The following is a 26,621-nucleotide window of genomic DNA, read 5'->3' on the forward strand; positions in this document are numbered from 1 at the left end:
TGAGGCTTGGGGAAATGGCTGGACCTGTTCTCGTCACCGGGGCGACCGGATTTGTCGGCGCCGCCATCGTCCGCGCCCTGCTGGCGCGCGGCGAGGCCGTGCGCGTCCTGGCGCGCCCCAGCTCGGATCGGCGCAACGTCGCCAATCTGCATGTGGACGTGGTCGAGGGCCGCCTGGAAGACGCCGCCTCGTTACGCAAGGCCATGGCCGGGTGCCGGGTGCTGATTCATACCGCCGCCGATTACCGCATCTGGGTTCCCGACCCGGCGGCCATGATGGCCGCCAATGTGGAAGGCACGCGGGCGTTGATGGAAGCCGCCCTGGCGGAAAAGGTGGAGCGGGTGGTCTACACCTCTTCTGTGGCGACCCTGGGCCATGTGGATGGCGGTCTGGCCGACGAGGACACGCCCAGCGGCATTTCCGACAAGGTCGGCCCCTACAAGCAGTCCAAGTTCCTGGCCGAGGAGGTGGTCCGCCGCATGGTGGCCGAACAGGGCCTGCCCGCGGTGATCTGCAACCCGTCCACGCCCGTTGGGCCGGGCGACGTCAAGCCGACGCCCACGGGCCGCATGATCGTCGAGGCGGCTTCGGGCCGCATGCCGGCCTATGTGGATACCGGCCTCAACATCGTCCATGTGGATGACGTGGCCGAGGGCCATCTTCTGGCCCTGGACAAGGGCCGGGTGGGCGAGCGCTACATTCTGGGTGGCGACAATCTGACGCTCGCCGATATTCTGATCCGCATCGCCAAGATTACCGGGGGACGTCCGCCCCTGATGAAGCTGCCGCGCTGGCCGCTTTATCCCCTGGCGCTGGGCGCCGAGACCTGGGCGCGGCTGTTCGGCGGCGAGCCCTTCGTCACCATGGACGGGCTCAAGATGTCGCGGATTCATATGTTCTTCTCCTCGGCCAAGGCCGAGCGGGAACTGGGGTATCGTCACCGTTCGGCCGACGAGGCGCTGGACGCGGCGGTGGAGTGGTTCAAGAGCATCGGGGAGGTTCCATGAGTCTGGCATCGCTTGCCGGTCTGGCCGGGGTCGGGGCCTGGGCCTGGCTGTTGACCATGCGGGGGTCATTCTGGCGGATCGAGGACGCTCCGCAAGCCGTGGTGCCGGAAAACTGGCCCCAGGTGGTGGCGGTCATTCCCGCCCGCGACGAGGCCGATGTCATCGGCGCCACCATCGAATCCCTTTTGTCGCAGAATTACCCTGGCGAGTTCTCGGTGGTGCTGGTGGATGACCATTCCTCGGACGGTACCGCCGAGGCCGCGCGCCAGGCCGCCGAAGCGATGGGACAGTCCGCCAAGATGATCGTGGTCGAGGCCCCCGATCTGCCCCGAGGCTGGACCGGCAAGATGTGGGCGCAAAATCACGGTGTGGCCGTGGCGCGGGCCAGGTTCCCCGAGGCCGAGCTTCTGCTGCTGTCGGACGCCGATATCCGTCATGGGGCGGGCGAATTGCGCCGCACCGTGTCGCGCATGCTGGCCGAGGGGTTGGACATGGCCTCGCTGATGGTGCGCCTGTCCACCCAAAGCCTGTGGGAAAAGGCCATCGTTCCCGCCTTCGTCTTTTTCTTCCGCATGCTCTATCCCTTCGCCTGGGTGAAGGATTCGCGGTCCACCACATCCGCAGCCGCTGGTGGTTATGTGGTGATCCGTCCGGTGATGCTGGAGAAGATCGGCGGCATCAAGGCCATCAAGGACGCCCTGATCGACGATTGCACCCTGGCGGCCTGCGTGAAGGAGCATCACGGGCGCCTGACCCTGGATCTGGCCGAGGAAACCGTCAGCACCCGGCACTATGACGGGCCGGAAGGGCTGTGGCGGATGATTTCCCGCTCGGCCTATACCCAGTTGTGCCATTCGCCGCTGCTGTTGCTCGGCACGGTCTTCGCCATGCTGCTGGTCTTCGTGGCTCCGCCCCTGCTGGCCATGCGCAATGGCGGCGGCGCCTCCACCGGCGCCCTGACCTGGGCGGCCATGACCATCGCCTATTATCCCATGGTCCGCTATTACCGTCTGTTCCCGGCCTGGGCGCTGGCCTTGCCGGTGGTGTCCCTGTTCTATCTGGGCGCCACGCTCCATTCCGCCTGGAAGTATTATGGCGGCCAGGGCGGCGAGTGGAAGGGCCGGATGCAAGACACCTACGGCCAGGGAGCCGCTCCGTGAACGCCATGAGCCCGACCGCCTTCGTCATCGATCCGGCCCAGTATGATCTGGTGGCGGGAATCGTGCGCGCGTCGGGCTCATCGTTCTATTGGGGCATGCGTTTGCTGGACCGTCAGCGCCGCTATGCCATGTACGCCGTCTACGCCTTCTGCCGCGAGGTGGACGACATCGCCGACGAACCGGGCGAGCCCGAGGTCAAGCGGGCGCAACTGGCCGAATGGCGTGTCGAACTGGACCGGCTTTACGCTGGCGCTCCCACCCATGCCATCGCCAAGGCGCTGCATGGGCCGGTCATCCAGTACAACCTGCCCAAGGAGGACTTCCTGGCGGTGATCGCTGGCTGCGAAAGCGATGCCCAGCCCGAGGTGACGGGCCTTAGCATGGCCGAGTTGGAGCTTTACTGCGACCGGGTGGCCTGCGCCGTGGGCCGCCTGTCGGTCCGCGTGTTCGGAAGCCTTCGGCCCAAATCCATCGAGACCGCCAACGCCACCGGCATGGCGCTGCAGTTGACCAATATCCTGCGCGACGTTGTGGTGGACGCCAAGATCGGGCGGCTTTACCTGCCCGATGAATTGCTGGCCAAGCACGGCATCGCCAGCCGCGATCCCATGGCGGTGATCAATCATCCCAATCTGGTGGCGGTGTGCCGCGAACTGGGCGAGACGGCGCGGGGCTATTTCCAGGCCTCCGACGCCGCCCAGGCCGAGTGTTCGCGCGCCGACATGCGCCCGGCCACCCTGATGAAGGAAATGTACCGCGAAATATTCAAACGGCTGGAGGCCGAGGGTTTCGTGCCCAGGGATCCGCCGGTCAAGGTCTCGAAAGCCTTCAAGCTGTGGTGTATTCTCCGCCACGGTTTGCTCTGAGTCATCTTCCCGAGGTCGAACAGTGTCTCCCAGCGAAATCAATCCCCGTGACTTCACCTCCGCCGCGTTCCGCGATCCGCTGGAGCGCGCCGTCAACGAATCCGCCGAGGCCCTGCTGAAACAGCAGCGTGAAGACGGCCACTGGGTGTTCAAGCTTGAAGCCGACGCCACCATTCCGGCCGAATACGTGCTGTATCTGCACTATCTGGACGAGCGCGATCCCGAATTGGAGAAGCGCATCGGCGTCTACTTGCGCGATATCCAGGAAGAGCATGGCGGCTGGCCGCTGTTCCATCGCGGCGATCTGAATATCAGCGCTTCGGTGAAGGCCTATTTCGCGCTCAAAGCCATCGGCGACGACATCGACGCGCCGCATATGAAAAAGGCGCGCGAAGCCATCCTGGCCCATGGCGGCGCGGCCACGGCCAATGTCTTCACCCGCACCCTGCTGGCGCTGTTCGGGCAGATTCCGTGGAAGGGCGTGCCCATCATGCCCGTGGAGATCATGCTGCTGCCCCGCTGGTTCCCGTTCCATATGGACAAGGTCAGCTACTGGTCGCGCACCGTCATCGCGCCGCTGACCGTGCTGATGACCAAGCGCCCCAAGGCGCGCAATCCGCTGGGCATCCATATCCAGGAACTGTTCACCACCGCGCCCGAGAAGGTCACCAACTGGTATCTCGAGCCGGTGCGCTCCAACTGGGCCTATCTGTTTCGGGCCATCGACATGGTTTTGCAGAAGGTCTACCGCTTCTTCCCCAAGTCGGTGCAGGACAAGGCCATCGAGAAGGCCGTGGCCTTCGTCGACGAGCGCCTCAACGGCGAGGATGGGCTGGGCGCCATCTTCCCGGCCATGGTCAATGCGGTGTGGATGTATGACGTTCTGGGCGTTCCCAAGGATGACCCCCGCGTGGTCATCGCCAAGCAGTCCATCCGCAATCTGGTAGTGGAAGAGGGCGACCGCGCCTGGGTCCAGCCTTGCCTGTCGCCCATCTGGGATACGGCCCTGGCCACCCATGCCATCCTCGAAGTGGGCACGCCCGAGGCCGACGCGGCCGCGCGCAAGGCCGCCGACTGGATGGTGGCGCGCCAGATCACCGATGTGGTGGGCGACTGGGCGGTGCGCCGCCCCGATCTGGCTCCTGGCGGCTGGGCCTTCCAGTACAACAATCCCCATTACCCCGATGTGGACGACACCGCCGTGGTGATGGCGGCCTTGGACCGCATCGACCCGGTGAAATATGCCGAGCCCATCGAGAAGGGGCGGGTCTGGGTCCAGGGTATGCAGTCGGAAGGCGGCGGCTGGGGTGCTTTCGACGCCGAGAACACCTCGTACTACCTGAACCATATTCCCTTCGCCGATCACGGCGCGCTGCTTGATCCGCCCACCGCCGATGTGTCGGCGCGCTGCGTCTCGGTGTTGTCGGTGCTGGGCGAGCGGGGCAAGGACAAGGTGGCCCACGAAGGCGTGGATTACCTGCTGCGCGAGCAGGAGAGTGACGGGTCGTGGTTCGGTCGCTGGGGAACCAATTACGTCTATGGCACATGGTCAAGCTTGTGCGCGCTCAACGCCGCCGGTCTGCCCCATGACCATCCCGCCTTCAGGAAGGCGGTCAAGTGGCTGGAATCCAAGCAGCGCGAAGACGGCGGCTGGGGCGAATGCGGCCGGTCCTACTGGGACGACCAGCCGAGGGGCATGGGCGGGCCTTCCACGCCGTCCCAGACCGCCTGGGCGGTGCTGGGCCTGATGGCGGCGGGCGAGACCAACAGCCAGGCGGTGGCCAAGGGCATCGACTACCTGATCCGCACCCGCAACGCCGAAGGTCTGTGGGACGAGGAGCATTACACGGCGGTGGGCTTCCCCCGCGTGTTCTATCTGCGCTACCACGGCTATCGCCAGTTCTTCCCCGTCTGGGCCCTGGCCCGCTACCGCAACCTCACCACCGGCAATGCCGGGCCGGTGATGCACGCGCTTTAGGGTTAGGCAATTAGACTCGTCACCCCGGCCTTGAGCCGGGGCCCAGGAGGGATCCCGGCATTCTTATCCGCTCCTCCTGGATCCCGGCTCAAGGCCGGGATGACGGACCTGAAAGTCGGATTCCGGAATTCAGCGTTTTTGGGGCACCATGAAAATCGCCGTCATCGTCGGCATGAACAGCGAAGCGGCGCTGCTGCCCCCCGGTATCCCCGTGGGCGCGGCGGGCGGCGTGACGCGGCGGGTGACGGAACTGGCCGAACGTCTGCTGGCCGAAGGCGCCGAGGGGCTGATGAGCTTCGGCATCGCCGGAGGTCTTGATCCGACGTTTCAATCGGGTGATCTGGTGGTGGGCAATGCCGTTCAGTGGGAAGGCGAGACCTATGTCGCCAACCCGGCCTGGGCGGCGCGTCTGCTGAGTTCCATTCCCGATGCCCGCAAGGGCAACATCGCGGCGGTCTCGCGCATCGCGGCGACGCCGGAGGCGAAGCGCGCCCTGTATCAGGGCGGCGCGACGGCGGTGGACATGGAAAGCGGGGCCATGGCCCGTGTGTGCGCCCAGGCGGGCAAGCCCTTCGCCGTGCTGCGCGCCGTGGCCGATCCGGCCCTCAGGGGAATCCCGAAATCGGTCTTCGTGGGGCTGTCGCCTGACGGCTCGCCCCGGCCCTTGGCCGTCATGGGGGCGCTGTTGCGCCGCCCATGGGAATTGCCCGGGGTGATTCGGGTCGGCCTGGATTCTCAGGCCGCCCTGTCAGCCCTGCGAGACGCGGTGAAGATTGTTGGCCCGACCCTCGGCATGTAGCATTTCCAGGTTCTTGGCCATCAGTTCGTCGTAATTGTCGATGGCCGGGCGCTGGTTATCCAGCGGCAGATCGGGGGCGAAGGGGCCTTCGGTACGGGGGCCGCGCAAGGCCACCATGGCGGCCTTCAGCGGATGGCTGATGGTGTCCACCACGGCGGTGGCCTCATAGCCCGAATGGACCATGCAATCGGCGCACTTCTCGTATTTGCCGGTGCCGTAGGAGTCCCAATCGGTCTCCTCCATCAGTTCCTTGTAGGTCTTGGCATAGCCCTCGCCCAGCAGGTAGCAGGGGCGCTGCCAGCCGAAGACGTTGCGGGTCGGATTGCCCCAGGGCGTGCACTGATAGGTCTGGTTGCCCGCCAGGAAGTCCATGAACAGCGACGACTGGGTGAATTCCCACTTCTTGCCCCGGCCCAGGCGGAACAGCTTGCGGAACAGTTCCTTGGTGGCGCGGCGGTTGAGGAAGTGCTCGGTATCGGGCGCGCGCTCATAGGCATAGCCGGGCGACAGCGTGATGCCGCCCACGCCGATGGACTTGGTGTAGTCGAAGAACGCGGCCATGCGCTCGGCATCGGCGTTGTTGAACAAGGTGCAGTTGATATTGACCTGGAAGCCCTTGGCCTTGGCCGCCTTGATGGCCGAGACGGCCTGATCGAAGGTGCCTTCGCGCGACACGGCGCGGTCGTGGTCATCGCGGTTGCCGTCCAGGTGGACGGTCCAGGTGAAGTTCTTGTGCGGCTTGAAGGAATCGAGCTTCTTTTCCAGCAGCAGGGCATTGGTGCAGACGAAGACGATCTTGCCCTTGGCCAAAGCGCCCTCGACGATCTGGTCTATCTCGCGGTGCAGCAGCGGCTCGCCGCCCGCCAGCACCACCACGGGGGCCGGGCACTCGTCGATGGAGGCCAGGGCATCGGCCACCGAGATGCGGGAATTCAAAATGGCGTCGGGATAATCGATCTTGCCGCAGCCGTTGCAGGTCAGGTTACAACGGAACAGCGGCTCCATCATCAGCACCAGCGGATAGCGCTTATTGCCGGAAAGGTGCTGCTTGACGATATAGGAACCGATGCGCAGCGACTGGTGCAGGGGGACGGCCACGGGCTGAACTCTGATGTTGCCTCGAAAACGCTCTCATGGCTGGGAGCGGGCGGATCATACAGGCGTGGCCCGGAAAGTTTCAACAGTTGAAGGTGTAGGGGCATTATGCGGGGGGCACCGTGCCCGGCTGTCATCCCGGCCTTGAGCCGGGATCCAGGAGTCGCTCCCCCCTGGGTCCCGGATAGCGCTGCGCGCTTCCGGGATGACGATGGTTCGTTATTTACGCCGCATCCTCGCTGTCCAGCGCATAGCCCGCCGCGCGCACCGTGCGGATGATGTCGGCTTCGGTGTCGCAGTTCAACGCCTTCCTGAGGCGGCGGATATGTACGTCCACGGTTCGCGGCTCCACATAGATGTCGGGCCCCCAGACGGCATCCAGCAATTCCTCGCGCGAGAAGACCTGTCCCGGGTGCTGCAGGAAGAACTGCAGCAGGCGGAACTCGGTGGGGCCGAGATGGATGGGCTTGCCGCCCCGCGTCACCCGATGCGATGCCAGATCCATGGCGATGTCGCCCCAGCCGATCTGGCCTTTCTGGCTGACCGGCTGAGCGCGGCGCAGCAGGGCGCGGACGCGGGCCATCAGTTCGGGCAGGGAGAAGGGCTTGGTGAGATAGTCGTCGGCGCCGGTATTGAGGCCTCTGATCTTGTCGCCTTCCTCGCCCCGGGCGGTCAGCATGATGATGGGCAGTTCGCGGGTAGCGGGCTTACGGCGGATCTGGCGGCAGATCTCGATGCCAGACAGCGAGGGCAGCATCCAGTCCAGCAGCACCAGATCGGGTTTGCGCTCGGACAGGACGGTCAACGCCTCCTCGCCATCGCCTGCCTCGGCGACGCGATAGCCTTCCTTTTCAAGGTTATAACGCAGCATGGTGGCCAACGCCGCCTCGTCCTCGACGACCAGGACCAGGGGCTTGGAAGTATTGGCGGACTCGCGGGCGTTCATTCCTGGGCTCCGAGGGAAGCGCCCTTGGGCCGGAGGCCCTTGGGCTGGGTGCCGAGAATCTGGAAGTGCAGGGTCTCGGCGATATTGGTGGCGTGATCGCCGATGCGTTCCATGTTCTTGGCGATGAACAGCAGATGGGTCGATGCGGTGATGGTGCCGGAATCCTCGTTCATCTGGCTGATCAGGTCACGGAAGACGGTATTATAAAGGGAATCCACGTCCTCGTCGCGTGCCCAGACACCGATGGCCTTGTCCAGGTCCTTGTCCACATAGGCGTCGAGAATATCCTTCAGCAAGGCCAGGACCAGTTCCCCCAGGCGCACCACGCCCGCGGTCTGGGCCGTGGCGGGAAGATGGTTGAGGACCAGGGCGCGCTTGGACAGATTGGCGGCGTAATCGCCGATGCGCTCGATCTCGCCCGAGATGTTCAGCGCCGCTACGATGTGGCGGAGATCGCCAGCCATGGGCTGGCGCAGAGCCAGCAGGCGCACCGCGAAGCTGTCCACCTCGGCATCCAGTTCGTCGATGCGGCAATCGCCGTCCACCACCTTGTGGGCCAGTTCGTCGTCGCGGCGCGACAGCGACTGAAGCGCCGCGCCCAACTGGGCCTCGGCCAAGCCACCCATCTGGGCGATCATGCCCGACAGATGCGCCAGTTCGTCGTCGTAGGATTTAACGGTGTGATCAGTCATATCAGCCGAACCGCCCGGTGATGTAGCCCTGGGTCAAGGGCTCCTTGGGATTGGTGAAGATCTCCTCGGTGCCGCCCACCTCGATCAGCTTGCCCAGATGGAAGAAGGCGGTGCGCTGAGAGACGCGGGCCGCCTGCTGCATGGAATGGGTGACGATGACGATGGTGAAGTTGTCGCGCAGTTCGTCGATCAGCTCTTCCACCTTGGCGGTGGCGATGGGGTCCAGCGCCGAACAGGGCTCGTCCATCAGGATCACTTCGGGGGCCACGGCGATGGCGCGCGCGATGCACAGGCGCTGCTGCTGGCCGCCCGACAGGCCGGTGCCCGATTCCGACAGGCGGCTTTCCACCTCGGCCAGCAGACCGGCCTTTTCCAGGCTGTTCATGACGATCTCGTCCAACTCCGCCTGATCGCGGGCCAGGCCGTGAATGCGTGGCCCATAGGCCACGTTGTCGTAGATGGATTTGGGGAAGGGATTGGGCTTTTGGAACACCATGCCCACGCGGGCGCGCAACTGCACCACGTCCAATTCGCGGTCATAGACATCGCTGCCATCGAGGGTAAGGCTGCCGGTGACCTTGGCGCCTTCCACCATGTCGTTCATGCGGTTGATGCAGCGCAGGAAGGTGGACTTGCCGCAGCCCGACGGGCCGATCAGAGCGGTGACCTCGCCAGCCGGGATGTCCAGGTCGATATCATGGAGCGCCTGCTTCTCGCCGTAATGGACGTTGAGGCCGCGCGCCGAGATCTTGGAAGTGCCACGGGGAATGAACTGGTTCATGATTGTTCTACCACCGGCGTTCGAATTTGTTGCGCAGCCAGATGGCCGCCATGTTCATGACCACCAGGAACAGCAGCAGCACCATGATGGCCGCCGAGGTCTTTTCCACGAAGGCGCGTTCCGAGCTTCCCGCCCACAGATAGATCTGCACCGGCAGCACTGCCGAAGGGTCCAGCGGGCTCTTGGGGATATCGACGATGAAGGCCACCATGCCGATCATCAAGAGCGGCGCCGTCTCGCCAAGGGCACGCGCCATGCCGAGGATGGTGCCGGTCAGCATGCCCGGCATGGCCAGCGGCAGGACGTGATGGGCGACGATCTGCAAGGGCGAGGCTCCCAGACCGGCGGCGGCCTGGCGGATGGAGGGCGGCACGGCCTTCAACGCGGCTCGGCCCGCGATGATGATGGTGGGCAGGCAGATCAGCGCCAGGACCAGACCGCCCGCCACCGGCGACGAGCGCGGCAGGTGGAAGACGTTGAGGAACACCGCCAGGCCCAGCAGGCCGAACACCACGGAGGGCACGGCGGCCAGATTGTTGATGTTGACCTCGATCAGATCGGTCCAGCGGTTCTTGGGCGCGAATTCCTCGAGATAGACGGCGGTCGCCACGCCAAGGGGGAAGCTGACGGCCAGGGTGACCAGCAGCGAGAAGAACGAGCCGACCACCGCGCCCCAGATGCCCGCCTGTTCCGGCGCCCGCGAATCGCCGCCGGTGAAGAACTGGGCGTTGAAGGCCTTGCGGATCAGACCGGCCTTGTTCAACTCGGCCAGCCAACCCAACTGACGCTCGTTGAGGGTATCTGTGGCCTGTCCCTTGTTGACCATGTCCAACTTGTCCGATGCCAGCAGCCAGACATTGGCCTTGGCCCCGATCAGGCCGGGATCCTGGGCGACCATGCGACGCAGCTGCTCGGCGCCCATGGTGCTGACCAGAGCGGAGAGGTCGCGCCGCGCGCTCCTGTCGCCATCGGGGACCAGACGGGCGGCCAGGGCGTTACGCACCAAAGCGGGATAATCGGCGGCATCGAGAATAGCCGGATCGCGGTTGCCGTCGGGATCGATGACGTCGGCGTCAAAGCTGACCTCCATGGCGATCTGGGTCTGGAAGAAACCGGTCCAGCCCTTGGCCACCACGGTGCCCAGCAGCAAAACCAGGAACCCGGCCGAGATCAGGATCGAGGCAAGGCCCAGGAGACGGAAGCGCCGCTCGGCGGCATAGCGGCGGCCCAGACGGGCGGCCACGGTTTCGGCGGTGCGGGCCGCCACGGAAGCTTGAGCCATCTCAGTCATACTTTTCCCGATACTTCTGCACGATGTGAAGCGCCACCACGTTCAGCCCCAGGGTAATGGCGAACAACATCAGGCCAAGGGCGAAGGCGGCCAGGGTCTTTGGGCTGTCGAATTCGGTGTCGCCCACCAGCAGGGTGACGATCTGGACGGTGACGGTGGTCACTGCTTCCAGGGGATTGGCGGTCAGCTTGGCGGACAGACCGGCGGCCATGACCACGATCATGGTCTCGCCGATGGCCCGAGATACGGCCAGCAGCACGCCGCCGACGATGCCGGGCAAGGCGGCGGGCAGCACCACCTGAAGGATGGTCTCCGACCGCGTGGCGCCCAGGCCGAAAGCGCCTTCGCGCAAGGACTGGGGCACGGCGGTGATGACGTCGTCAGAGAGCGAGGAAATCAGGGGGATCAGGGTGATGCCCATGACGAAACCGGCCGCCAGGGCGCTTTCCGCCGCCACGTTGAGGCCGAAGGCCGCGCCAACGGCGCGGATGGCAGGCGCCACCGTCACCACGGCGAAGAAGCCGAAGACCACGGTGGGAATGCCCGCCAGGATCTCCAGCGCGGGCTTTGCCACGGCGCGGATGCGCGGCTGGGCGTATTCCGACATGTAGATGGCCGAGAACAGGCCCAAGGGCAGGGCGACGATCATGGAGATGGCGCTGATCAGCAAGGTGCCGGTGAACAGCGGCACCATGCCGAAGGCGCCCGTGCTGCCCACCTGATCGGAGCGGGTGGACATTTGCGGGCTCCAGTTGAGCCCGAACAGGAAGTCCAGGAAATCCACCATCTGGAAGAAGCGCAGCGCCTCGAACAGTAGCGAGAGCACGATGCCCACGGTGGTGAAGATGGCCACGGTGGAACTGGCCACCAGGAAGATGTTGATGGTGCGCTCGACCCTGGGGCGGGCGCGCAGCTGGGCATGGATGCGGCGGAGCGCGAAGGCGGCACCGGCCAGGGCCAGGGACACGGTCACGGCGACCGAGGCCGCATAGCCGGTCTGCTGCAGCCGGAGATAGTGTTCGGCGGCGGCGGCGAAGTCGGCATTGGCGGTGGCATGGCCCTGGGCGGCATTGCGCACTTCGTTGAGGATGACGTCGATCTGCTCGGTGGGAAGGCCTTGCAGGGCGGCGGGCAGGTCATTGATGACCAGGGCGCGGATCAGGCCGGGCTCGAAGCTCACCCACAGGGCCAGGACGGCGAAGGCGGGCAGGCCGCACCACAGAGCCACCCACCAGCCGTAATAACCGGGCAGCGAATGAAGGGTGCCGGGATGGCCCGAGGCGACGGCGAGAGCGCGCTTGCGCCCCAGCTGGAAGGCCAAGGAGGACAGCAGCAGCAAAATGGTGGCGAGGATGACGGTCTGCATGGATCGGGCGGCCCGAGAAAGGTAAGTGGGGGAGGCCGCTTGGGCCTCCCCCGGGGGTCACTACATCTTCAGGTCGCCCAGATTGCGGGCGTTGGCGGCCTGCTCCTTGCGGGAGGCGTCGGGAGACGCGATCAGGCCCTTGTCGGCCAGATAGCCTTCCTTGCCCCAGGCCTTGTCCGAGGTGAACTCGGCCACGTATTCCTTGACGCCGGGGATCATGCCCACATGCTGCTTCTTGATGTAGAAGAACAGCGGACGCGACACCGGATATTTGTTGGTGGCGATGGCGTCATAGGTGGCGATCACGCCGTCCACCGGGGCGGCCTTCACCTTGTCGCGGTTCTGGTCCAGATAGCTGAAGGTGATGACGCCCAGCGCGGCCGGGTTCGAGGTCACCTTCTGCTGGATGACGGTGTAGTTCTCCGACACCTCGACCCAGGCGCCGTCTTCGCGAACGGTGCGGCAGGCTTTCTTGCCCGCGTCCTTGTCCATGGCCTTGATCTCGGGCTGCTTGCCGCAGGCGGGGTCGAGGACCAGTTCCACATAGGCGTCGCGGGTGCCGTGGTTCGGGGCCGGGCCATAGACCAGGATCGGCTCCTTGGGCAGCGACGGATCGATGTCGCTCCAGTTCTTGTAAGGATTGGGCACCAGCTTGCCGCCCACCACCACGTCCTTGGCGGTGGCCTTGTACATCTGCTCGCGGGTCAGCGCGAAGTCGGGACCGGCCTTGGAATTCATGAACACGATGCCGTCATAGCCGATCACCACTTCGGTGATGCCGGTGACGCCGTTCTTGGTGCAGAACTCAACCTCGGACGGCTCGATGCGGCGAGACGCGTTGGTGATGTCGGGGAAGGTCTCGCCCACGCCCGAACAGAACAGGCGCATGCCGCCGCCGGTGCCGGTGCTCTCGACCACCGGGGTCTTGAACTTGCCGGTCTTGCCGAAGGCTTCGGCCACGGCGGTGGAGAAGGGATAGACGGTGGAGGACCCGACGATGCGGATCTGATCGCGGGCCTGCGCGGCACCGGCGGTGGCGATGACGGCCAGGGCGGCTGCGGCGACGGCCAGGGTCTTGGTGGACATGAAACCTCCGAGGGGAGTGCAATCGGGAGCGGGAGGCAAGGCTCCCACGGCCGGCATCCTATCGGCGCTTTGTTACAACCCCGAGACACATGCGTGAAGCTTTTGTGACGGAAATATTAAGCGTGCTGAATCAAGGGGATAATGGCTGATTCGAGGCGCGTGAGGGCCTCAATCAGACTCCATCCGGCCAGGTTTCCATAGCCCAGAATCAGGCCCGGAGGTCCTTTTGTGACACAATGGACGCTGAGCGGCGTGGGGGCCAGTCCCTGGGCGCGGGCGGCCTCCGCAGCCCTGATGTCGTCGGTTCCCTCGGGCAGCCAGAGGATGGCGTGCAGACCCGCCTCACCGGCGGTGACGGGCAGATGGGGGCCCAGGATGCGGGCCGCCGCCGCCAGCAGATCGCGCCGCCGCTTACCGTAAACGGCGCGCATGCGCCGCAGATGGGCGCCGAAATGCCCTTCCTCCATGAAGGCGGCCATGGCGGCCTGGGTCAGCCCAGCGGGCGCCATGTCGGCGACGCGCCGGGCCGTGACGAAGGCGGGGATCAAGGGGGGCGGCAGGACCAGCCAGCCCAGGCGCAGGCCGGGAAACATGCTCTTGGAGAAGGTGCCGAGATACACAGTGCGTCCCGCCCGGTCCAGCCCCTGCAACGAAGCGGTGGGCGGCCCGGCATGGCGGAAATCGCTGTCGTAATCGTCCTCGATGATCCAGCCGCCTTTGCGCGCGGCCCAATCAATCAGGGCAAGTCGGCGCGGCAGCGGCATGGTGGCACCGGTGGGAAATTGGTGCGACGGCGTGACGAAAGCCATTTTGGACTGGGGGCAGATTCGCTCCGCCCGTTCCGGATCGAAGCCCTCGGCATCGACGGCCACCGGGATGCCCACCGCTCCGGCGGCACGCAGCACACCGGCCTGCCCGCCATAGCAGGGATCTTCCACCAAGACCCGGTCGCCCGGTTCCAGCAGGACGCGGGCCACCAGATCCAGGGCCTGCTGCGAACCTCCGACGATCATCACCTGATCGGCGGTGCAGCGTACCGCCCGGTGGCGGCCCAGATGGGCGGCAATGGCCCGGCGCAGCGGCAGATAGCCCAGAGGATCGATGCCGCACATCAGCTCCACCGGCGCGCGCCGCCACAACCGGCCCAGGACCCTGCGCCACTCGGCATGGGGAAAGGCCGCCAGATCGGGCACGCCGGGGGCGAAGGGCCGCGACGGGTCGCGCCCCTGGGTCGGCGGTGGGGCAGCGCTCCACTCCACGGTGCGGGAAGGCAGGGCAGAGGGCGGGGCGGCAGCATCCGCAGAGGGGGCTCCCACCGGCCTTTGCCGGGCCGACACCCTGGTGGCCGAACCCCGGCGCGCTTCGGTAAAGCCCTCGGCGGCCAGTTGGTCATAGGCGGCCAAAACGGTGTTGCGCGCTAGCCCCAGATGCAGAGCCAGGGCGCGCGACGACGGCAGGGCCGAACCTTCGCCCAGCCGCCCGTCCAGGATGGCGTCGCGCAAGCCGAGGTAAAGCCTGCGATGCAAGGGATGATCACCGTCGGGCAGAGCCAGGGTCAGGGGCATGGCGGTCTCGCAAAGTGGCTCTATCACTATATAAAAACTGGGCCTTACTATGGAACCGCTTGTTGGACAGTATGGCGGGGATCAGGAGAGCCCATCATGCTGACCAAGACCGACCGTACCACGTTGCGCCAACGGCCCCACCGGGGCAGCCATGATTTCGAGGCCATGGCCGCCATTCTCGACGAGGCCCTGGCCTGTACGATCTCCTTCGTGGATGAAGGTAGACCGGTCAGTATCCCAACCACACATTGGCGCATGGGCGGCCAAGTGCTGTTCCACGGCGGCCAGGGTTCGCGCCTTGCAAAGGTGATGGCGGCGGGGGCTGAACTCTGCGTGACCGTGACCCTGGTGGATGGTTTGGTGCTGGCCCGATCGGCCTTTCACCATTCTATGAATTACCGGTCGGTCATATTGTTTGGTCAGGCGGTGGAAGTCACCGACCCGGTCGAGAAGGCAGCCGCCTTCGCCGCCCTGATCGAGAAGCTGTCGCCCGGACGCTATTCGCAGGTGCGACCGCCTACGGATAAGGAGCTGGCGGCGACCAAACTCCTGGCGCTGTCCATGACCGAAGGCTCGGCCAAAATGCGCTCCGGCCCGCCAGTGGATGACGAGGCGGACTTGTCCTGGCCAGTCTGGGCGGGGGTGGTGCCGGTGAGGATGATTAGGGGCAAGCCGGTGGCGGAGTAGGGGGCCCTAACGCCGCAACGCCGCGATATTAGCAGCATAGTCCTTGGTCTTGAACACCGCCGAACCGGCCACCAGGACGTTGGCGCCTGCGGCTGCCACGCGGTGGGCGTTGTCGGCGGTGACGCCGCCGTCCACTTCCAGGTCGATCATGCGGTGGCCGATCATCTTCTTGATGCGGGTGATCTTGTCCAACTGGGCTTCGATGAAGCTTTGGCCGCCGAAGCCGGGATTGACGCTCATCACCAAGACGAGGTCCAGCTTGTCCATCACGTATTCGATGACGCTTTCCGGGGTGGCCGGATTGAGCGACACGCCCGCCTTTTTGCCCAAAGAGCGGATGAGTTGGAGCGAGCGGTCCAGATGCTTGTCGGCCTCGGCATGGACCACGATGATATCGGCCCCGGCCTTGGCGTAGTCCTCGATATAGGGCTGGGCCGGGTCGATCATCAGATGGACGTCGAAGACCTTGGTGGTATAGGGCCGGATGGCCTTGATGATCGCCGGGCCGAAGGTGAGGTTCGGCACGAAATGGCCGTCCATGACGTCGATATGCACCCAGTCGCAACCGGCCTCGTCGATGGCCTTGACCTCTTCGCCCAGGCGGGCGAAATCGGCGGAGAGGATGCTTGGTGCGATCTTGACGGTCATGTCTTCTGCTCTCGGTCGTAGGGTTCACCACGAAGGCACGAAGACACGAAGGTTAGGGAAGAAATCTTCGTGTTCCTTCCCGCCTTCGCGCCTTCGTGGTTCATCGGTGGATGCCGTTCCCGCTGACGCGGGAGGGTGGGCAGACTAGGCCTCAGTTCACCTTGGGCGCCAGGGCGCCCTTGGCATAGAGCGCGCTCATGTCCTCAAGACCAATGACCTTGATCTTGGAGGCCTGACCGGCGGTGCCGAAGGCGTCGTAGCGGCTCTTGCAGACCTCGACCATGGCGGCGATGGAGGGCTTCAGGTAGTCGCGCGGATCGAACTTCTTGGGGTTGTCGTGGAAGTATTTGCGGATGCAGCCGGTGACGGCCAGACGCAGATCGGTGTCGATATTGACCTTGCGCACGCCGTGCTTGATGCCTTCGACGATTTCCTCGACCGGCACGCCGTAGGTCTGGCCCAAAGCGCCGCCGTAATCGTTGACGATCTTCAGCAGATCCTGGGGCACCGAGGAGGAGCCGTGCATCACCAGATGGGTGTTGGGGATGCGGGCGTGGATTTCCTTGATGCGCTTGATGGCCAGCACTTCGCCCGTCGGGGGACGGGTGAACTTATAGGCGCCGTGGCTGGTGCCAATGGCGATGGCCAGGGCGTCCACCTTGGTGGCCTTGACGAATTCGGCGGCCTCGTCCGGGTCGGTCAGCAGCTGGGAATGGTCCAGCTTGCCCTCGGCGCCGACGCCGTCTTCCTTGCCGGCGGTGCCGGTTTCCAGCGAGCCGAGACAGCCCAGCTCACCTTCGACCGAGACGCCGCAGGCATGGGCGATATCGACCACCTGCTTGGTGACGGCCACGTTGTAATCCCAATCGGACGGGGTCTTGCCGTCTTCCTTGAGCGATCCGTCCATCATGACCGACGAGAAGCCGGACTGGATGGCGCGCACATTGATGGCCGGGCTGGTGCCGTGATCCTGGTGCATGCAGACCGGGATCTGGGGATAGGTCTCGATGGCGGCCAGGATCAGGTGGCGCAGGAAGGCTTCGCCGGCATATTTGCGCGCGCCCGCCGAGGCCTGGAGGATGACGGGGGCGTCACAGGCCGACGCCGCCTCCATGATCGCCTTGACCTGCTCCATGTTGTTCACGTTGAAGGCGGGGATGCCATAGCCGTTCTCGGCAGCGTGGTCGAGGAGCTGGCGCATGGAAACAAGGGACATCTACTTCATCTCCTTCCTGGCGTTTTTCCGGTCCGGTCCGTCTTAAAGGCGAACCATGGCCGCTTCGGCAACCTTCTCAGCGGTGATGCCGAAATGCTCGTAGAGCTTCTCGGCGGGGGCCGAGGCTCCGAATCCGTTCATGCCGATGACGGCGCCGTTCTCGCCGACCCAGCGCTCCCACCCGAAGGTGCCCAGCGCCTCGACGGCGACCCGCACGGTGCCCTCACCCAGCACCTTGCTACGATACTCCTTCGGCTGGCGTTCGAACAGTTCCCAGCAGGGCATGGATACCACGCATGCGGCGATACCCTTGTCGGCCAGCAGCTTCCTCGCCTCCATGGCCAGGCTGACCTCGGAGCCGGTGGCGATCAGGGTGACCTGACGCTTCTTTCCTTCCGCCTCGGCCAGGACATAAGCGCCCTTGGCCGTCAGGTTCTCGTCCGTGTGGGTGGTGCGCAGCGTCGGCAGGTTCTGGCGCGACAGGGCGAAGACCGAGGGCCCCGTGGCGTTGTCGAGCGCGGCCTCGTAGGCCTCCATGGTCTCCACCGGATCGGCGGGGCGGAACACCAGCACATTGGGGGTGGCGCGCAGAGCGGACAGGGTCTCGATGGGCTGGTGGGTAGGGCCGTCCTCGCCCAGGCCGATGGAATCGTGGGTCAGCACGTAAAGCACCCGCTGGTCCATCATGGCGCTCATGCGCAGCGCCGGCCAAAGATAGTTGGCGAAAATCAGAAAGGTGCCGCCATAGGGGATGAAGCCGCCATGCAAGCTGAGGCCGTTCATGATGGCGGCCATGCCGTGCTCGCGCACGCCGTAATGGATGTAGCGGCCCGAGAAGTCACGGGGGGTGACCGGCTTGGTGGCCTTGGTGATGGTGAGGTTGGAATGCGTCAGGTCGGCCGAGCCGCCGATCATGGCGGGGATGACGGGAGTCAGGGCCTCGAGCACTTCCTGGCTGGCCTTGCGGGTGGCCCATTTGGGCTGTTCGGCCGAGACCTTCTTCTTGAAATCCGACACCGCCTGCTTCCAGACGGCGGGCAGGATACCGGCATTGGTGCTCTCGAACTCTGCCTTGTTGCCATAGGCGGCGAAGCGCTTTTCCCAGGTGGCGCGGGCTTCCGAGCCTTTGCTCCCAGCGGCGCGCCAGGCGCTCAGCACGTCGGCGGGAATCTCGAAAGGCGCATGCGGCCAGTTCAGCTTGGCGCGTGCCCCGGCGATTTCTTCGGCGCCCAGGGGGGCGCCGTGGGTCTTCTCGCTGCCCGCCTTGGTGGGCGCGCCATAGCCGATGGTGGTCTTGCAGGCGATCAGGCTGGGCTGGCCGGACTTTTGCGCCGCCGCGATGGCGGTGGCGATGGTCTCGGGGTCATGGCCGTCGACGCGGCACACATCCCAGTTGGACGCCTGGAAGCGGGCCAACTGGTCGTCGGAGGTGGAAATGGCGGTGTCGCCGTCGATGCAGATATGGTTGTCGTCCCACAGCACGATCAGCTTGGACAGGTTCCACACCCCGGCCAGGGAAATGGCCTCCTGGCTGATGCCCTCCATCAGGCAGCCGTCACCGGCGATGACATAGGTGTAGTGGTCGACGATCTCCGCACCGTGGCGGGCGGCGGCCATCTTTTCGCCCAAAGCGAAGCCCACCGCATTGGCGATGCCCTGACCCAGGGGGCCGGTGGTGGTCTCGGCGATGGCGACATGGCCGAATTCCGGGTGACCGGCGGTGCGGTAGCCCATCTGGCGGAAGTTCTTGATCTGCTCGATATCGGAAAGATCTTCGAACCCGGTCAGATAGCCCAGCGCGTAAAGCAGCATGGAGCCGTGACCGGCCGAGAGGATGAAGCGGTCGCGGTCGGCCCATTTGGGGGCCTTGGCATCGTATTTGAGGAAGCGGGTGAACAGCACGGTGGCCACATCGGCCATGCCCATGGGCATTCCCGGATGGCCCGACTTGGACTTCTCGATGGCGTCCATGGTGAGAAAGCGGATGGCATTGGCCATTGCGGCGTGGGTGGTCATCGAGCAAACCTCAAGGGTGAAGGGTTCAAATCAGGCGCGGCGGTGCCACGAGGTCAACATCTGGCGCGGCCCGGCGGCCCCGCCGATCATCAATGTCTGAGTCTTTTCCTGGTCGCGGGTGCGTTCCACCCCGTCCAGCAACAGGCCGGTGGTGATGCCGGTGGCGCAGAACACCACCTTGTCCGAGCGCACCATCTCGTCCAACTGGTACCAGTGGTTCAGGTCCATCCCGGCCTCTTCCACGGCGGCGGCCTCGGTGGCCAGCTGCGGGTCGATGCGGCCCAGGAACTCGCCGCCCATGGCGCGGATGGCCATGGCCGAGAGCAGGCCTTCGGGCGTGCCGCCGGTGCCCATCAATGCGTCGATGCCGGAACCGGGGATGGCCGCCATCAAGGCGCCCGCCACATCACCCGCCGGATAGAGGGCGACACGGGCTCCGGCATTGTGGATGGCGTTGACCAGGGCCTTGTGGCGGGGCTTCTCGATGACATAGACGGTGATGTCCTCGATGGGCTTGTTCAGGGCGGCGGACAATTGCGCCAAGCGCTCGGCCACCGGGGCCTTGGGATCGATTTTGCCTTTGGCGGCGGGCGGCGCGGCCAGTTTTTCCATATAGCGGGCAGGCGCCGGGTCGAACAGGGTGCCGTGGGGCGCCATGGCCACCACCGCCATGGCATTGGTCATGCCCTTGGCCAGGAAGGAGGTGCCTTCCAGCGGATCGACCACCAGATCCCAGGCGGGCTCTGCCGTCGCCGCGCCGAAGCGCTGGCCGTGATAGAGCATGCCGATCTCGTCCTTGGGGCCTTCGCCGATGAGCATCAGCCCGTTGAGGTCGAGGCCGTCCAGTTCGGTCTGCATGGCCGCCACGGCGGCATCGTCGGCCAGGGCCTTGTCGCCGCGTCCGATCCAGGCATAGGCGGCCCGTGCCGCTGCCTCGGTGGCGCGGCGCAGTTCGTAGGCTCCGACGGTCTTGGAACGCTCGGACATGCCCTGTGACCCTCCCCAAAGATCCCCTGGTTCAGTGGGACGTGTTTTGGCCGATAGTGGGGGGGCAGGTCAAGCAAAGGAACACCCGTTCGGGGCCTTCCGTAAAAATCTTGTGGATAGGTGCTCCGCCGTCCGAAGGGGTGGGGGGAGGGCGGGGTGTTTGGAAATCGGATTCGTCACCCCTGCGCTTTAGAGTCTGTCCGCCTTAAGGCTAACCAATGTGCCTCGTCGTCCCGGGCTCGACCCGGGACCCAGGAGTCGCAAGCGGTAACGCCTGATGTTGCTCCTCCTGGATCCCGGCTCGGGGCCGGGATGACGATTGTGGTCGTTATTCCGCCGCCTTGGCCAGGGGCAGCATGGAGCCGCTTTGCTGGAAGGCCAGATGCCATTCAAAGGCGCGCTCCATGACGTGGGGCGTGTGGCCGCCGCGCGCCAAGGCGTCCTTGAGGTAGTCCCTGGCCAGGTCCTGATAGTCGGGATGCATGCAGTGGTTAATGACCAGATGGGCCCGTTCGCGGGGCGCCAGGCCGCGCAGATCGGCCAGGCCGCGTTCGGTGACGATGATGTCCACGTCGTGTTCGCAGTGATCCACATGGGTGACCATGGGGACGATGGAGGAGATGCGGCCGTCCTTGGCCACCGACTTGGTGACGAACACCGACAGATAGGCGTTGCGGGCGAAGTCGCCCGAACCGCCGATGCCGTTCATCATCATGGAGGCATTCACATGGGTGGAGTTGACGTTGCCGTAGATATCGGCTTCCAGCGCTGTGTTGATGGCGATGATGCCGAGGCGGCGGATGACTTCGGGGTGGTTGCTGATCTCCTGGGGCCGCAGAACCAGCCGGTCCTTGTAGCGGTTGATGTCGGCGAACACCTCCTTGCCCTTGGGACCCGAGAGCGTCATGGACGAACCCGAGGCGAAGGCCAGCTTATCGGCGTCGAACAGCTCGAAGGTGGAATCCTGCAAGACCTCGGAATACATGGTGAGGTCGTGGAAGGGCGAGTCGATGAAGCCGTGCAGCACGGCATTGGCGATGGAGCCGATACCCGCCTGAAGCGGCAGGAGCGAGGTGCCGATGCGGCCCTTCCTCACCTCGCCCCGGAAGAACTGCACGAGATGATCGGCGATGGCCGAGGTCTCGGCATCGGGCGGCGCGATATTGGCCGAGCTGTCCAGCTTCTCGGTGATGACGATGGCGGCGATCTTGGACGGGTCCACCGGAATATAGGGCAGCCCCACCCGATCGCTGGGCGAGGTGATGGGGATGGCCTCGCGGTGCGGCCGCCGCGTCGGGATATAGACGTCGTGCAGGCCGATCAGGTCCAGGCTCTGATGCAGGTTGATCTCGACGATGATCTTTTCGGCCAGGATGGCGAAGGAGGCCGAATTGCCGATGGAGGTGGTGGGGATGATGCCGCCTTCCGGGGTGATGGCCACCGCCTCGATCACCGCCACGTCGATGGGTGCCATCTGGCGCGAGCGCAGCATCTCCACCGTCTCGGACAGATGCTGGTCGACGAACATCACCTCGCCCGCATTGATGGATTTGCGCAAGGTGGGATCGGCCTGGAAGGGGATGCGGCGCGACAGGCAGCCCGCCTGGGCCAGGGTGCGGTCGATGTCGCTGCCCAGGCTTGCGCCGGTCATCAGGGTGATCTTCAGCTTTTCCTCGGTGGCCCGCTCGGCCAGGGCCATGGGCACTACCTTGGCGTCTCCGGCGCGGGTGAAGCCGCTCATGCCCACCACCATGCCGTCCTTGATATGCATGGCCGCCTCTTCGGCGCCCACCACCTTGCCCCACAGGGAGGTCAGTCCGATTCTGTCCCGATACATGCCCGTTTCCTTATCCCATGCCGCGTCTTAATGACGCATTCCGTAGATCGGTAATGGACGGAAGAGCGGGATAAGGCGAAATGCAGAGTTTGCACGGCCCCATGCATGCCTGGGACGCAGGGCCGCATGCGCCAGATGGACGAAAAGCGGCAGATCCTGGTCAGGATTTGCCGCTTTCGTCAGGCATTCGAATGAGTCAGGAAAACGCCTTGAAGGCGATCAGGGTGAAGGTGTCCTTGACGCCGTCCAGACGCTGGATGGTATCGACGACGAACTGACCGATATCGGCGGAATCGTCGAGAAAGCATTTCAGCATCAGGTCGTACTGGCCGGAGATGGAATGAACCTCCGAGACCTGCTCGATATCGACGGCGGAATCGGCGACCTGATAGGCCAGCCCCAGCTCGCACTTCACCTGGACGAAGATGGTCTGCATGGGAGGTCTCCCGTCACTCTTCGGAATCGGAATCCAAATCCGCGTCGCTGTCGCTGTCCTCGGCGGATTTGGCCGACTTGACCGGCAGCGGCACGGCGGCTGCGATGAAGTCGGGCATATGATCGCCAAAGCCGATCACGCCGTCGGGATGCAGCATCTCGCCGATGCCCAATTCGTCGATGCGGCCACGGCGGCGGCCACCGCGATCATCCCGGCCGCGCGACGGGCGGCGGTCTTCGCGGGGGGCGGCATCGCGCCGGGGCTCGTCACGGTCACGGTCGCGGCCGCGTCCACGCGGACGCTCGGCGCGTTCGGGACGCTCCTCGCGCGGCTGTTCGATGGCTTCCACGGCTACGGCTTCGACCGGAAGGGCCTCGACCTCGGAGGGAGCGGGAGTCTCGTCGCGGCGCGGGCGGCGCTCGCGGCGCGGACGGGCCTCGTCGCGGCCTTCTTCCTTGGCCCTGGCCGGGCGCTTGCCATCCTTGGCGCCGCCGCTGCTGCGGCCACCACGGCCCTTGCGCGCCGTCATGTCCAGTTCCAGGGCGGGGACGCCCTCGACCTCGATGCGGGGAATGGTGGTGCCGATCATCGCCTCGATGGCGCCGACAAAGCGGCCGTCATCGGGGCTTGCGATGGTGAAGGCGTGGCCTTCCATGCCAGCGCGGCCAGTGCGGCCGATGCGGTGGACGTAGTCCTCGGCATGGATGGGAACGTCGAAATTGAAGACGTGGCTGACCGCCGAGATGTCGATGCCGCGCGCCGCCACGTCGGAGCAGACCATCAGGCGGGCTTCGCCCTTCTTGAACTTCTCCAGGGTCTCGCCGCGTGCGCTTTGCGCCATGTCGCCATGCAGCTGCACCACGTCGAAGCCGTGCTTCTTCAACGAGCGGAACAGCACGTCCACGTCGCGCTTCCTGTTGCAGAAGATGAAGGCGTTCTTCACTTCCTCGACGCGGATCAGGTGGCGCAGCGTCTCGCGCTTGTCGATTTCCTCGACCACGGCCATGGCCTGGACCACGGTGGTGGCGGCGGACGCGCCGGTGGAGACCTTCACTTCCTTGGGGTTCATCAGGAAGGCGTCGGCCAGGCGGCGGATCTCAGGCCCCATGGTGGCCGAGAAGAACAGGGTCTGGCGGATCTTGGGCAGCAGGCCGACGATCTTTTCCACGTCGGGGATGAAGCCCATGTCCAGCATGCGGTCGGCTTCGTCGATGACCAGCACCTTGACGTCGTTCAAGAGGATGCGGCCGCGCTCGAACATGTCGAGCAGGCGGCCCGGCGTGGCGATCAGCACGTCGACGCCGCGGTCCAGCAGGGCGACCTGATCGCTCATGGATTCGCCGCCGATGATCAGCGCCTTCTTGAGCGGATGGTACTTGCCGTATTTGTCGAAGTTCTCCGCCACCTGGGCGGCCAGTTCGCGGGTGGGTGCCAGGATCAGCGAGCGCGGCATGCGCGCCTTGGCGCGTCCGGCTGCCAGGATCTCGATCATGGGCAGCGTGAAGGACGCCGTCTTGCCGGTGCCGGTCTGGGCGCAGCCCAAAACGTCGCGGCCCATGAGCACCACAGGGATCGCCTGGGCCTGGATGGGGGTGGGGTGGGTATACCCCGATTCGGCGAGCGCCTTCAGGATCTCCGGCCCAAGGCCGAGGTCTTCGAAGGTGGTCTCCGTGGTTTCCGGGCCGTCTTCGCGGCCGATGTCTTGATGGGTCGTCATGTGGGGGCGGATAATTATGGTTTCCCGGCCTTAAGTCAATGACGGAACACGGTTTCCCCATTGTAACGCTCATTAAGGCGGTATTACGCTTGATTCCGGCCATCGGAGTAGTGTCGCCATGCTGTTGGAAGCCCCCCGTTCCAGTCTGTTGATCGTCGATGTGCAACAAGGTCTGGCGCCAGTGACCAGCGATCCCCGCCGGGTGTATCGCGGCTGTATCTTGCTGCTGCGCGCCGCCACCCGCCTGGGTCTGCCGGTGGTGATCAGCGAGCAGTATCCCAAAGGCCTGGGCGCCACGGTCGGCGAGGTGATGGAATGGGCACCCGATGGGGCTGTCATGGAAAAGCTGCATTTTTCCTGTGCCGCCGACGAGGCGATCCTGGCACGGTTCAAGGAGACGGGGCGCGATCAGATCGTCCTCGCGGGCATTGAATCCCATGTCTGCGTTTTGCAAAGCGCGCTGGGCTTCAAGGAGGCGGGGTTCAGGCCGGTAGTGGTGGCCGATGCCTGTGCCTCGCGCGATCCCGCCAATTATCAGGCGGCCATGGCACGTCTGGCGGCCAAGGGCATCGAAATCGTCACGGTGGAGATGGTCATTTTCGAATGGCTGCACCGGGCGGGGACGCCGGAATTCAAGGAACTCTCCGCCCTGATCAAATGATGGTGCGGGCCCTGTGGCTTCTTGCGCTATAGGTGGGGAAAGAGGCCTGGGGAAACGGTCTCCCGTTCCCATGCTAAGGTGCTGAATTCACACAATTAAGCTCTGGACGAATATGAAAATTTCGCAGGAGGGATATTTTTCCCTTTTCATCGACCGAAAACGGCGTATATAGCGGTTTCAGGTGAGACGTACAGCGCACGTGCCTCTGGCCCCCAAGGGGGTTTAAGTAACGACGTCCAAGGCGTCTTCTGGGTGCAAGCGGGGTGAAAGCCCCCGGTGCTTGGAGGAAGTAGCTATGAACGTGGTGACTCGGCACTCGCTGTCGATTGACTCGCATCCCCTCTTCGCGGAAAGCGGTTTCCGTCCCCGGCAGGCATGGGCCCTGCTGTGGGTCGATACGCGAAGTACCTCCCGGCGGATCTGACGGCTTCCCGAATTGCCGTCACTGAAACGTCGTCTCGCCGTTTGAATGCGGTGGGCCGAACAGAGAGAGTTTTCGGGTCTTTTCCATGACCCGGCCGTTCGAGAGGATTTCGCGATGACCGCGAAGATCGCCCGTTTCCTTGAGGAAGTCCGCCCCCAGACCCCCTGCGTGGTGGTCGATCTTGACGTGGTGCGCGACAATTATCACAGCCTGCGACGTTGGCTGCCGCTGGCCGAGGTCTATTACGCGGTCAAGGCCAATCCGGCGCCCGAGATCGTGCGTATGCTGACCGAGGAAGGCTCGCGCTTCGACGTGGCGTCGCGCGGCGAAATCGATCTGTGCCTGTCCAACGGCACCCCGGCCGAGCGCATCTCGTTCGGCAACACCATCAAGAAGCAGTCGGACATTGCCTATGCCTATGCCAAGGGCGTCCGGCTATATGCCTTCGATTCCGAGGCCGAGCTGGAGAAGCTGGCCCTGGCCGCGCCCGGCTCGCGCGTGTTCTGCCGCATCCTGATGACCTGCGACGGCGCCGAATGGCCGCTGTCGCGCAAGTTCGGCTGCGAGATCGACATGGCCAAGGACCTGCTGGTCAAGGCCCGCGACCTGGGGCTCGACCCCTACGGCGTGTCCTTCCATGTGGGCAGCCAGCAGACCGATCTGAAGCAGTGGGACATCGCGGTGGGCAAGGCCGCCATGCTGTTCTCGGCGCTGGACGCCGCTGGCATCGATCTGCGCATGGTCAATCTGGGCGGCGGCTTCCCGGCCCGCTACCGCAAGGAAGTGGACGGCATCGAGCGCTATGCCGAGGCGGTCATGGACGCCATGACCAAGCATTTCGGCAACAATATCCCCGCCATGATCATCGAGCCCGGCCGCTCCCTGGTGGGCGATGCCGGTATCTTGGAGACCGAGGTGGTGCTGATCAGCCGCAAGGGCTATGAGGACGACACGCGTTGGGTCTATCTGGACGTGGGCAAGTTCGGCGGTCTGGCCGAGACCATGGACGAGGCCATCAAGTACCGCATCGTCACCGGCCGCGACGGCGAGGATACCGCGCCGGTGATCCTGGCTGGTCCTACTTGCGATTCCGCCGACATCCTCTATGAGAAGGCCGGATACGAGATGCCGGTCAGCCTCAAGGTGGGCGACAAGGTGCGGATTCTCTCCACCGGGGCCTACACCACCTCCTACTCGGCGGTGAACTTCAACGGCTTCGAGCCCTTGAAGGCCTACTTCATCTAGGCCTCTCCTCTTCGAGGATGGAAGGCCAGGGCCCGCCCGGCAAGTTCTGCCGGGCGGGCTTTTTTGCGCCCCCGATCCGGCAGGTTCTGCCGCGCATACTGTAACTAATGCATTG

Annotated in this window: 23 protein-coding genes; 8 read left to right on the top strand and 15 right to left on the bottom strand. The window is 64.9% G+C overall.

Annotation, left to right across the window (positions count from 1 at the left end):
* Positions 1–14: 14 nt before the first annotated feature.
* From hpnA to CCC_RS02955, 5 genes are all read left to right on the top strand, one after another.
* Positions 15–1,007 carry a hopanoid-associated sugar epimerase gene (gene hpnA / locus CCC_RS02935; RefSeq protein ID WP_041039729.1) on the top strand — a complete coding sequence of 331 codons (993 nt, stop codon included), beginning with the start codon at positions 15–17 and terminating at the stop codon, positions 1,005–1,007.
* Entirely contained in the window at positions 1,004–2,167 is a 1,164-nt protein-coding gene (locus CCC_RS02940; protein ID WP_009869774.1) for a glycosyltransferase, read from the top strand. The genes hpnA and CCC_RS02940 overlap by 4 nt, the downstream gene beginning before the upstream one ends.
* A 5-nt stretch (positions 2,168–2,172) precedes the next feature.
* Positions 2,173–3,033, top strand: coding sequence for a presqualene diphosphate synthase HpnD (gene hpnD / locus CCC_RS02945; RefSeq protein ID WP_052472937.1), 861 nt, complete (start codon positions 2,173–2,175; stop codon positions 3,031–3,033).
* 22 nt (positions 3,034–3,055) lie between these two features.
* Positions 3,056–5,011 carry a squalene--hopene cyclase gene (gene shc, locus CCC_RS02950; protein WP_041039731.1) on the top strand — a complete coding sequence of 652 codons (1,956 nt, stop codon included), beginning with the start codon at positions 3,056–3,058 and terminating at the stop codon, positions 5,009–5,011.
* Positions 5,012–5,159: 148 nt separating this feature from the next.
* Positions 5,160–5,810, top strand: coding sequence for a phosphorylase family protein (locus CCC_RS02955; protein WP_009867159.1), 651 nt, complete (start codon positions 5,160–5,162; stop codon positions 5,808–5,810).
* Here the strand turns inward: CCC_RS02955 and hpnH are convergent.
* The 8 genes from hpnH to pdxR form a co-directional block, all read right to left on the bottom strand.
* On the bottom strand, positions 5,760–6,908 hold the full coding sequence (gene hpnH, locus CCC_RS02960) for an adenosyl-hopene transferase HpnH (protein ID WP_009867160.1): 1,149 nt from the start codon (positions 6,906–6,908) through the stop codon (positions 5,760–5,762). The two genes, CCC_RS02955 and hpnH, sit on opposite strands and share 51 nt — an antisense overlap.
* A gap of 220 nt (positions 6,909–7,128) precedes the next feature.
* Positions 7,129–7,851: a phosphate regulon transcriptional regulator PhoB gene (gene phoB, locus CCC_RS02965; protein WP_041039733.1), complete on the bottom strand. Its 723-nt coding sequence runs from the start codon at positions 7,849–7,851 to the stop codon at positions 7,129–7,131.
* On the bottom strand, positions 7,848–8,543 hold the full coding sequence (gene phoU, locus CCC_RS02970) for a phosphate signaling complex protein PhoU (protein WP_009868408.1): 696 nt from the start codon (positions 8,541–8,543) through the stop codon (positions 7,848–7,850). Before phoU ends, phoB begins: the two co-directional genes overlap by 4 nt.
* A 1-nt stretch (position 8,544) precedes the next feature.
* Positions 8,545–9,324, bottom strand: coding sequence for a phosphate ABC transporter ATP-binding protein PstB (pstB, locus tag CCC_RS02975; protein WP_009868407.1), 780 nt, complete (start codon positions 9,322–9,324; stop codon positions 8,545–8,547).
* 7 nt (positions 9,325–9,331) lie between these two features.
* Positions 9,332–10,606, bottom strand: coding sequence for a phosphate ABC transporter permease PstA (gene pstA, locus CCC_RS02980; protein WP_041039735.1), 1,275 nt, complete (start codon positions 10,604–10,606; stop codon positions 9,332–9,334).
* A gap of 1 nt (position 10,607) precedes the next feature.
* Positions 10,608–11,981, bottom strand: a complete 1,374-nt coding sequence (pstC, locus tag CCC_RS02985) for a phosphate ABC transporter permease subunit PstC (protein ID WP_009868405.1) — start codon at positions 11,979–11,981, stop codon at positions 10,608–10,610.
* Between the two features lie 60 nt (positions 11,982–12,041).
* Positions 12,042–13,067 (bottom strand): substrate-binding domain-containing protein, encoded by a 1,026-nt coding sequence (locus tag CCC_RS02990; protein ID WP_009868404.1) that lies wholly within the window; start codon positions 13,065–13,067, stop codon positions 12,042–12,044.
* 116 nt (positions 13,068–13,183) lie between these two features.
* A complete protein-coding gene (gene pdxR, locus CCC_RS02995) occupies positions 13,184–14,632 on the bottom strand; it encodes a MocR-like pyridoxine biosynthesis transcription factor PdxR (RefSeq protein WP_009868403.1) in 1,449 nt (482 codons plus the stop codon).
* A 96-nt stretch (positions 14,633–14,728) separates the two neighbouring features.
* Here pdxR and CCC_RS03000 point away from each other — a divergent pair, with 96 nt between their 5' ends.
* On the top strand, positions 14,729–15,319 hold the full coding sequence (locus CCC_RS03000) for a pyridoxamine 5'-phosphate oxidase family protein (RefSeq protein ID WP_009868402.1): 591 nt from the start codon (positions 14,729–14,731) through the stop codon (positions 15,317–15,319).
* 6 nt (positions 15,320–15,325) lie between these two features.
* On the opposite strand, the gene rpe is transcribed toward CCC_RS03000, so the two are convergent.
* The 7 genes from rpe to CCC_RS03035 form a co-directional block, all read right to left on the bottom strand.
* Positions 15,326–15,967: a ribulose-phosphate 3-epimerase gene (gene rpe, locus CCC_RS03005; RefSeq protein WP_009868401.1), complete on the bottom strand. Its 642-nt coding sequence runs from the start codon at positions 15,965–15,967 to the stop codon at positions 15,326–15,328.
* Positions 15,968–16,118: 151 nt separating this feature from the next.
* The gene (gene fba / locus CCC_RS03010; protein ID WP_041039737.1) at positions 16,119–17,183 is read right to left on the bottom strand and encodes a class II fructose-bisphosphate aldolase; all 1,065 of its coding nucleotides are present in this window, start codon (positions 17,181–17,183) and stop codon (positions 16,119–16,121) included.
* 42 nt (positions 17,184–17,225) lie between these two features.
* On the bottom strand, positions 17,226–19,199 hold the full coding sequence (tkt, locus tag CCC_RS03015; RefSeq protein WP_041039739.1) for a transketolase: 1,974 nt from the start codon (positions 19,197–19,199) through the stop codon (positions 17,226–17,228).
* A 30-nt stretch (positions 19,200–19,229) separates the two neighbouring features.
* Positions 19,230–20,186, bottom strand: coding sequence for a class II fructose-bisphosphatase (gene glpX / locus CCC_RS03020; protein WP_009867922.1), 957 nt, complete (start codon positions 20,184–20,186; stop codon positions 19,230–19,232).
* Positions 20,187–20,514: 328 nt separating this feature from the next.
* On the bottom strand, positions 20,515–22,023 hold the full coding sequence (locus CCC_RS03025) for an acetyl-CoA hydrolase/transferase family protein (RefSeq protein ID WP_009867924.1): 1,509 nt from the start codon (positions 22,021–22,023) through the stop codon (positions 20,515–20,517).
* Positions 22,024–22,219: 196 nt separating this feature from the next.
* The gene (locus tag CCC_RS03030; protein WP_009867926.1) at positions 22,220–22,459 is read right to left on the bottom strand and encodes an Lrp/AsnC family transcriptional regulator; all 240 of its coding nucleotides are present in this window, start codon (positions 22,457–22,459) and stop codon (positions 22,220–22,222) included.
* A gap of 13 nt (positions 22,460–22,472) precedes the next feature.
* Positions 22,473–24,176, bottom strand: coding sequence for a DEAD/DEAH box helicase (locus tag CCC_RS03035; protein WP_052472920.1), 1,704 nt, complete (start codon positions 24,174–24,176; stop codon positions 22,473–22,475).
* Positions 24,177–24,294: 118 nt separating this feature from the next.
* Here CCC_RS03035 and CCC_RS03040 point away from each other — a divergent pair, with 118 nt between their 5' ends.
* Both CCC_RS03040 and CCC_RS03045 read left to right on the top strand, forming a co-directional pair.
* Positions 24,295–24,837 (top strand): hydrolase, encoded by a 543-nt coding sequence (locus tag CCC_RS03040; RefSeq protein WP_009867933.1) that lies wholly within the window; start codon positions 24,295–24,297, stop codon positions 24,835–24,837.
* A 538-nt stretch (positions 24,838–25,375) separates the two neighbouring features.
* The gene (locus CCC_RS03045) at positions 25,376–26,506 is read left to right on the top strand and encodes a type III PLP-dependent enzyme (protein WP_009867935.1); all 1,131 of its coding nucleotides are present in this window, start codon (positions 25,376–25,378) and stop codon (positions 26,504–26,506) included.
* Positions 26,507–26,621 lie beyond the last annotated feature (115 nt).

Source organism: Paramagnetospirillum magnetotacticum MS-1 (genome assembly GCF_000829825.1).
In the GTDB taxonomy this organism is placed as follows: Bacteria; Pseudomonadota; Alphaproteobacteria; order Rhodospirillales; family Magnetospirillaceae; genus Phaeospirillum; species Phaeospirillum magnetotacticum.